Consider the following 8,333-nt stretch of genomic DNA (forward strand, 5'->3'; position numbering starts at 1 on the left):
ACGCCCACCCCACACCCCCCCCCCCCCCCCCCCCCCCCCCCCCCCCCCCCTCCCCCCCCCCCCCCCCCCCCCCCCCCCGGCCCCGGGGTGTGTCGCGGGGCTCTTAGGCTGGAGGGACGGGACGATCCGGACGGCAGTCGACGGGAAGCGGAAGTGAGCAGGGTGAGCGAGCAGGGGCAGGCGCGGGAGCCGGAGCAGGGGCAGGGGCAGGGGCAGGGGCAGGGGCAGGGGCAGGGACAGGGTGAGCAGCAGGGGCGGGAGGAGCGGCCGGCGGCGCCGAAGGCCCGGCTGGTCTTCCGGGACCCGCTGGACCAGCAGTCCCGGGACGACACCGACACCGGCTGGGGTGAGCGCCCCGGGGCGGGGGAGAGCGGTGGGCGGGGGCTGGACTGGTACCTGAGCCAGCGCCCGCCGCACCACGGGGACTGAGGAGCGGTGCTCAGCGCTGCGGGGCGATCAGCGCGTCGCGGATCTCGGTGAGCAGTTGGACCTCCTTGGCCTCGGCCTCCGCCGCCGTCTCGGCGGTGCTCTTCCGCCTGGCGGCCAGCCTGTTCATGGGCACGATCAGGACGAAGTAGACGACGGCCGCCGTGATCAGGAACTGCAGCAGGGCGCTGAGCACCGATCCCCACAGGATGAGGATCCCGGACGTGACCTCGCCGGTGGCGTTCAGCTCGCAGGGGCCCTTGAGGCAGGAACTGTAGGACGCCAGGTCCTTCGTTCCGAAGACGCCGACGATCGGATTGATGACGCCCTTGACGAAGGCGTTGACGATGTTGGTGAAGGCCGCGCCGATGACGACGGCGACGGCGAATTCGACGACGTTTCCACGCAGCAGGAATTGCTTGAAGCCTTTCATGCCGCCGTGAACGACGAAGTCGTTGCCCGGTTACGGGTGATCTTCCGTTGGGCCGGATTGACAACCCGTCCGGCCCACCGGGCCGCCCGGCGGCGCCGGCAGCCCGGCCCGCGCGGGCCCGACCGCGAGCGCCGCGGCCACCGCGAGCAGCACCAGCGCGGGCACCCCGGCCCGGTGCCGTACGGCGTGCCGCCAGCGGTGCCACCCGCCGGCCCCGCGCCGGATCGGCGGGAAGCGCGGTACCTCCCGCCGGGGCGGTACGGCGGGTGCGGGCAGCGGTACGGAGAGGCTCATGGTCGTCATGGTCACCACCGAGGTCGTGGGGGCCGCTCCTGTGCGGGCCGGTCGTTCTCCGGCGACCCCTACGATGTGCGCCGCGCGCCGCCCCGGAAAGCCCTTATCCGCAGCCTGTGGACAACTCGGGCCCTGTGGACGAATTCGTACACCCGCACGAGTGCATCCGGCCCGCCCGGGATGACGAACCGGGGCGACGAGTGGTGACGGCGAACCGGGACGACGAAGGCCCGCCGCCCCGCGAAGAACGCGGGGTGGCGGGCCTTGTCGATGCGCTGGGCGTCCGGCGCCGAGGTCAGCTCGCGGCCGGAGCCGGGCTGGAGGAGCTGGAAGAGCTCGAAGAACCGGAGGACGAGGACGTCGATGACGTCGAGGACGACGCCGGGGTCGAGCCGGACGACGACGCCGAGGAGCTACCGGAGGAGCCTGCGCCCACCGTGCTGCTGGAGGACGAACGGCTGTCGGTGCGGTAGAAGCCCGAGCCCTTGAACACGACGCCCACGGCCGAGAAGACCTTGCGGAGCCGTCCCTGGCAGTCGGGGCACGTGGTCAGCGCCTCGTCGGTGAACTTCTGCACCGCCTCCAGGCCGTTGCCGCACTCGGTGCACTGGTACTGGTACGTGGGCACTTGTCTTCCTCCTGGCACTCTCGCCTGATGAGTGCTAACGATGGTCAATGATGCGGCATTCCGCTGGATCAGTCCAGCGACTCCGATGTGAGATGAGCCGTGGCCGAGCCGCGCACGCTCTTCCACCGCGGCTCCGCGCCGCCCCCACCGCGCGCCGCCCACGGCTTCGCGCGGTGCGCCACCGCGTGCCCGCTCAGCCCTTGGCCGCGCCCACCAACTGCGGCGCGGCGCCGCGCTCCGGTGCGGCCGCGACCACCTGGCCCGGCGCGGTCAGCAGGTGCCGCAGCGACACCAGCGCGATCAGGCCCAGGCCGGCGCCGGCCACCGGCACCAGGAACCCGCTGGACGGCCCGTGGCCGTCGATCAGCTGCCCGGCGATCATCTGGCCGACCGCCAGGCCGAGGCCGATGGCGCCGGTCAGCCAGGTGAACGCCTCGGTCTTGGCGCCGTCCGCGACGAGCGTCTCGACCAGGGTGTAGCCGCTGATCAGGGTCGGCGCGATGGCCAGGCCGCAGACCAGTCCGGCGACGGCGAGCGCGATCAGGTTGGGCATCGCCCACAGCGTCGAGCAGCCCAGCACGAGCAGGGCGTAGCTCATGATCATCCGCTGCTGCACGGCCCGCCGCCAGGCGATCACGCCGTACAGCACGCCGGCCACCATCGAGCCGCCGGCGAAGATCCCGTACACGGTGCCGGCGGCGGCGTGCTGCCCGACCGAGTCGGCGAAGGCGTTCACCGAGACCTGCATGCCGCCGAACACGGCGCCCACCCCGAGGAAGGCCCCGGCCAGCAGCCGGACGCCGGGGGAGGCGAGCGCGGAGGCGCGCCGCACGCCGGGCTGGGGCACCGCCCGGGCGGGCGCGGTGCGCCGCTGGGCGGCGAAGGCCAGGCCGCCGACGAGGGTCAGCGTGGCCTCGGCGATCAGCCCGGCCGAGGGGCTGACCGTGGTGGCGACGGCGGTGGCCAGGATCGGGCCGATCACGAAGGTGAACTCGTCCGTCACGGACTCGAAGGCGAACGCGGTGCCCACCTTGGCCGCGGACGAGGCGGACGCGCCGTCCGCGGTGAACTCGGCGATCCAGCGGGACCGGACCATGGCGCCGATCTGCGGAACGCTCGCGCCGGCCGGGACGGCGGCCAGGAACAGGCTCCAGGCCGGTGCGTGGCCGAGCGACAGCGCGATCAGCGCGCCGACCGAGGCCGCGTGCACCACGACGGTCGGGACGAGGACGGCGGTCTGGCCGTACCGGTCGGCGAGCCGGCCGGTCTGCGGGCCGATCAGGGCCTGGGCGACGGCGGCGACGGCCGCGACGGTGCTCGCGGTGCCGTACGAGCCGTGGGTGTCCTTGACGAGCAGCAGGATGCCCATGCTGAGCATCGCGTACGGCAGCCGCGCGAGGAACGCCGGTGCCAGGAACGTCCAGGCGCCGGGCGTGCGCAGCAGCGCGCCGTACCCGACCCGCACGGGGGCGGGGGCGCCGGCGGCATCGGCGGTGCCGTCGGCAGGGGTGGCGTTGGCGGTGTCACGCGGGGTCGCGGTGTCCGCGGGGTCGTCGACCGTTCGGCGGGCCGTCACGGTCGGTCCTTCCTGCTGCCTGGTAGCGCGGCAGGGCATGGGGTGGCCCCGACGGCGCCGAGAGTCGTCCTCTCGCGCGTCGACCGGGGTAGATACCGGGCCGGCCCGGCGTGGTGGCCGAGGTCCGGACCGCGGCCGCCGAACGGTCGCGCCAACTCTGCTTCAGGCAGATGCTGGGTGTGATCTGACCATCATACATATACGCGCGTAGATGTCGCGCGAATCCCCAGACTACAAGGCCCGTCCAAAATTGTCCTGCCCATCGAAGGTGAACAGCTGGTGAGGCCTTCCGGTCTTCCGGCCTTGCGGTCGCCACCCGCCGCCCACCTTCCCGGCTCAGCGCCCGACGGCGGGTCTCACCGCCCGTTCAGCCACCCCGCGAGCTTGCCGCCCTTGTCCACGGCCCGCAGCCGCCGTTCGGCCGCCTCGCCGACCTCGTCGGTGGTGACCACCAGCAGCTCGTCCCCGCCGCGCAGCACCGTCGCCTTGTCCGGCACGAAGGAGCTGCCCTCCCGCACCACCAGGGTGACGGCGGCCCCCTTGGGCAGCCGCAGCTCGCTGACCTCCACGCCGGACATCCGGGAGCCGGGGGAGAGCGCGACCGACAGCAGGTGCCCGTGCAGCTTCTCCAGCGGGGCGGACTCGATGTCCAGGTCCTGGCCCATCGAGCCCTCGCCGATCCGCAGCTGCTTGGCCACCCAGGGCAGGGTCGGGCCCTGGAGCAGGGTGAAGACGACGACCAGGATGAAGACGATGTTGAAGACGTCCTGGGCCTTCGGCGCGCCCGACACCAGCGGGATGGTCGCCAGCACGATGGGCACCGCCCCGCGCAGCCCGGCCCAGCTGAGCAGCGCCTGCTCCCGGCCCGGCACCTTGAACGGGGTCAGCGTCAGCACCACGGACAGCGGCCGGGCCAGGAAGACCAGCACGCCGCCGATCACCAGCGCGGGGACCACCGCGGAGCCCATGGTCTCGGGCGTGCAGAGCAGGCCGAGCAGCACGAACATGCCGATCTGCCCGATCCAGGCCAGGCCGTCGGCGAAGCCCCGGACGGCCGGGCCGTGCGGCAGCTTGGCGTTGCCGAGGATCACCGCGCAGATGTAGACGGCGAGGAAGCCGGAGCCGTGCAGCAGCGCGCCGCCCGCGTAGGCGAGCACGGTCAGCGCCATCACCGCGATCGGGTACAGGCCGGAGGAGGGCAGCGCGACGTGCTTGATCCCGTACGCGCCGAGCTTGCCGACCGCGAAGCCGACCGCCGCGCCGATCGCCAGCTCGGCGATGATCGTGCCGACCAGGACGTACCAGGAGTCCAGCTCGCCGGTGGTGGCGAAGGCGACGACCAGGATGACCACGGGCGCGTCGTTGAAGCCGGACTCGGCCTCCAGCAGGCCGGTGAGCCGGTGCGGCAGCGGGACCATGCGCAGGACGGAGAAGACGGCGGCGGCGTCGGTGGAGGAGACGATCGCGCCGAGCAGCATCGAGGTCCGCCAGTCCAGGCCGACCAGCCAGTGCGCGCCGGCCGCGGTGACGAACACGCTGACCCCGACGCCGACGGTGGCGAGCACGGTGGCGGCCGGCATCACGGGTCTGACCTCGCGCCAGCTGGTCTTGAGGCCGCCCTCGGCGAGGATCACCACGAGCGCCGCGTAGCCGAGCACCTGGGTCAGCTCGGCGTTGTTGAAGGAGACGCCGATGCCGTTCTGGCCCAGGGCGACGCCGATCCCGAGGTAGATCAGCAGGCTCGGTAGCCCTGAGCGGGTGGATATCCGCACGGCGACCACCGCGACCAGCAGGATCACGGAGAACTCGAGGAGGAGCTGGTTCAGGTGGTCGATGTTCACGCAGTGGCACCTCGTGCAGGCAGGGGCGGGCGGGGTGTCTGGTGGTGCTGGAGGGCGCGACCCGTTAAGAAGGTGTCAATGCTCCTGTTGCGGATCGTTACTCAGTCTAACATTTTGCCATATCTTTAGTTTCTTTTCCTCCTCGGGCCCCCAACCGCCGCTTCCGGGCCTCCTCGTTGACCTCCTCCGATCCCACGGTGAGCGTCCCCCGTGCACGCCGCTCGGCCGACTCGGCCTAATGTGGTGCCCTGTCACGGCCCCCGGCCCTGGACACGCCCGCCCGCCCCGAAGTCAGGACCGCAAGGACCCAGATGCCCCGCTCGAAGAAGTTCCGGCGCGCCCGTCTGATCGTGATCGTGCTGGTCGTGCTGCTGGTGGCCGGCGTCGGCTACGGCGGCTACCGCGGGGTCACCGCGGTCCGCGCGTCCTTCCCGGAGGTCGACGGCACCGTCAAGGTGGCGGGCATGAGCGCGCCGGTCGACGTCAAGCGGGACGCCAACGGCATCCCGCAGCTCTACGCCGACACCAACGAGGACCTCTTCCGCGCCCAGGGCTACGTCCAGGCGCAGGACCGCTTCTGGGAGATGGACGTCCGGCGGCACATCACCGCCGGCCGGCTGTCCGAGATGTTCGGCGACGGCCAGGTCGACACCGACGCCTTCATCCGGACCATGGGCTGGCGGCAGGTGGCGCAGAAGGAGTTCGACACCAAGCTGTCGGCCGACACCAAGAAGAACCTCCAGGCCTACGCGGACGGCGTGAACGCCTGGCTCGCCGAGCACCCCGGCGGCGAGAAGGCCTCTCTGGAGTACGCCCTGCTCGGCGCCGTCAACGGCGACTACCAGCCCGAGCAGTGGAGCCCGGTCGACTCGGTGGCCTGGCTCAAGGCGATGGCCTGGAACCTCTCCGGGAACCTCCAGGAGGAGATCGACCGCTCGCTGCTGGCCCAGGACTTCGGTCCGGACAAGATCGCCGAGCTGTACCCCGACTACCCGTACACCCGCAACGGCACGATCGTGAAGACCGGCACGGTGGCCGGCGACAACTACCGCCCCGCCGACGGCTCGCCCCCGTCCGGCGGCGGCACCGCTACCACCCAGGGCGCGGCCACCACCAAGGCGCTGCTCCAGGGCCTCACCGACCGGATCGACGGCATGCCGCAGCTGCTCGGCCGCCCCGGCCAGGGCATCGGCTCCAACTCCTGGGTCGTCGCCGGCACCCACACCACCACCGGCAAGCCGCTGCTGGCCAACGACCCGCACCTCGGCCCCGGCCTGCCCTCGGTCTGGTACCAGATGGGCCTGCACTGCCGCACCAGCTCGCCGGCCTGCCAGTACGACGTCTCCGGCTTCAGCTTCGCCGGCATGCCCGGCGTGATAATCGGCCACAACAAGGACGTCGCCTGGGGCTTCACCAACCTCGGCGCCGACGTGACCGACCTCTACCTGGAGAAGGTCACCGGCCCGGACACCTACCAGGTCGACGGCAAGGACGTGAAGTTCGACCTCCGCAAGGAGACCATCAAGGTCGCCGGCGGCGACGACCGCACGATCACCGTCCGCACCACCCAGACCGGCGCCCCGCTCATCTCCGACCAGAGCACCGAGCAGCAGAACGTCGGCAAGTACGCCCCCAACGGCAGCGCCGCCCCCGACCGCGGCACCGGCGGCTACGGCGTCGCCCTGCAGTGGACGGCGCTGAACCCCGGCAAGACCATGGACGCGGTGTTCGAGCTGGACCGGGCCCGCAACTGGGACGAGTTCCGGGCCGCCGCCAAGGACTTCGCCGTCCCCGCGCAGAACCTGGTCTACGCCGACGCCAAGCACATCGGCTACCAGGCCCCCGGCGACATCCCGGTCCGCGGCAAGGGCGACGGCACCTACCCGGCCCCGGGTTGGGACTCCACGTACCAGTGGAAGGGCTCGATCCCCTTCACCGCCCTGCCGTACAGCCTGGACCCGTCCGCGGGCTACATCGTCACCGCGAACCAGGCCGTGGTGGACCCGAGCTACAAGTACTCGCTCACCAAGGACTGGGAGTACGGCACCCGGGCCAAGGAGATCACCGACCAGATCGAGGGCCTGCTCAAGAACAACGGCAAGATCTCGCCGGACGACATGCAGACCATGCAGCTGGACAACACCAGCATCATGGCCAAGACGCTCGTCCCGCTGCTGCTCAAGCAGCAGATCGACGACCCGTACGTGCGTGAGGCGCAGGACCTGCTGAAGGACTGGAACTACCACCAGGACGCCGACTCGGCCGCCGCCGCCTACTACAACGGCGTCTGGCGCCAGCTGCTCAGCCTCGCCTTCGGCCAGAAGTTCCCGGCCGACCTGCGGGCCAAGGGCAACTGCCTGCTGGTCCGCCAGCAGGACGACCCGACCAGGCCGGACAGCTCCAGCAAGATCGTCACCGAGTGCGGCACCCGCGACCCGGGCAAGGCCCAGCCGGACGGCGGCGACCGCTGGACCGAGGTGGTCCGGCAGCAGCTGGACAAGCCGGACAGCTCCTGGTGGACGTACATCGACTCCCAGCACAAGGAGCAGAAGGGCCTGGACAACCTGCTCAAGGAGGCGATGAAGGACGCCCGGCAGGACCTCACCTCGCTGCTCAGCAAGGACATCTCCACCTGGAGCTGGGGCCGCCTGCACAAGCTGACCCTGCGCGAGCAGACCCTCGGCACCGACGACTCCTCGATCGCCTCCGGCGCGGTCCACCGGCTGCTCAACCGCGGCCCGTACCGGCTCTCCGGCGGCTCGGCGGCCGTCGACGCGGCCGGCTGGAACGCGGCGGCCGGCTACCAGGTGGACTGGATCCCGTCGATGCGGATGGTGATCGACCTGAGTGACCTCGACTCCTCGCGGTGGATCAACGTCGGCGGCGCCTCCGGCCACGCCTTCCACGACAACTACAACGACCAGACCGACCTCTGGCTCAAGGGCAAGCTGCTGACCTGGGCCTACACGCCGGACGCGGTCGAGAAGGCCACCAAGCACAAGCTGGTGCTCACCAACGGCTGACCCCGCACGACCCCGGCGGGGCCCCCCCCCCCCCCCCCCCCCGGCGCCGCCTCCCTCTCCCCACCCCCCCCCCCCCCCGCGGGGTGGCCGCAAGGGCTCACCAGGGGGGTTG

The 8,333-nt window shown here is 71.8% G+C and carries 7 protein-coding genes; 2 read left to right on the forward strand and 5 right to left on the reverse strand.

Annotated elements, in window-relative coordinates; all coding sequences use genetic code 11:
* The first annotated feature begins 153 nt into the window (after positions 1–153).
* The gene (locus AC07AL_RS21385; protein ID WP_478317948.1) at positions 154–429 is read left to right on the forward strand and encodes a hypothetical protein; all 276 of its coding nucleotides are present in this window, start codon (positions 154–156) and stop codon (positions 427–429) included.
* Between the two features lie 10 nt (positions 430–439).
* Here AC07AL_RS21385 and mscL read toward each other — a convergent pair whose 3' ends face one another.
* The 5 genes from mscL to AC07AL_RS21410 form a co-directional block, all read right to left on the reverse strand.
* On the reverse strand, positions 440–859 hold the full coding sequence (gene mscL, locus AC07AL_RS21390; RefSeq protein WP_363585360.1) for a large conductance mechanosensitive channel protein MscL: 420 nt from the start codon (positions 857–859) through the stop codon (positions 440–442).
* 30 nt (positions 860–889) lie between these two features.
* Entirely contained in the window at positions 890–1,162 is a 273-nt protein-coding gene (locus tag AC07AL_RS21395) for a hypothetical protein (protein ID WP_363585359.1), read from the reverse strand.
* Between the two features lie 286 nt (positions 1,163–1,448).
* Positions 1,449–1,781, reverse strand: coding sequence for an FmdB family zinc ribbon protein (locus AC07AL_RS21400; RefSeq protein WP_350877692.1), 333 nt, complete (start codon positions 1,779–1,781; stop codon positions 1,449–1,451).
* 193 nt (positions 1,782–1,974) lie between these two features.
* The gene (locus AC07AL_RS21405) at positions 1,975–3,357 is read right to left on the reverse strand and encodes an MFS transporter (RefSeq protein WP_478317949.1); all 1,383 of its coding nucleotides are present in this window, start codon (positions 3,355–3,357) and stop codon (positions 1,975–1,977) included.
* A gap of 356 nt (positions 3,358–3,713) precedes the next feature.
* Positions 3,714–5,198 (reverse strand): potassium/proton antiporter, encoded by a 1,485-nt coding sequence (locus AC07AL_RS21410; protein WP_363585358.1) that lies wholly within the window; start codon positions 5,196–5,198, stop codon positions 3,714–3,716.
* Positions 5,199–5,509: 311 nt separating this feature from the next.
* On the opposite strand from AC07AL_RS21410, the gene AC07AL_RS21415 reads away from it, so the two are divergent.
* On the forward strand, positions 5,510–8,221 hold the full coding sequence (locus tag AC07AL_RS21415; RefSeq protein ID WP_363585357.1) for a penicillin acylase family protein: 2,712 nt from the start codon (positions 5,510–5,512) through the stop codon (positions 8,219–8,221).
* Positions 8,222–8,333 lie beyond the last annotated feature (112 nt).

This window comes from Kitasatospora sp. NPDC043949, from assembly GCF_056435365.1.

Bases quoted from the DNA above. Each gene is read 5' to 3' on its own strand.
- mscL (WP_363585360.1), bottom strand. From the start codon at position 859: ATGAAAGGCTTCAAGCAATTCCTGCTGCGTGGAAACGTCGTCGAATTC.
- AC07AL_RS21395 (WP_363585359.1), bottom strand. From the start codon at position 1,162: ATGACGACCATGAGCCTCTCCGTACCGCTGCCCGCACCCGCCGTACCG.
- AC07AL_RS21415 (WP_363585357.1), top strand. From the start codon at position 5,510: ATGCCCCGCTCGAAGAAGTTCCGGCGCGCCCGTCTGATCGTGATCGTG.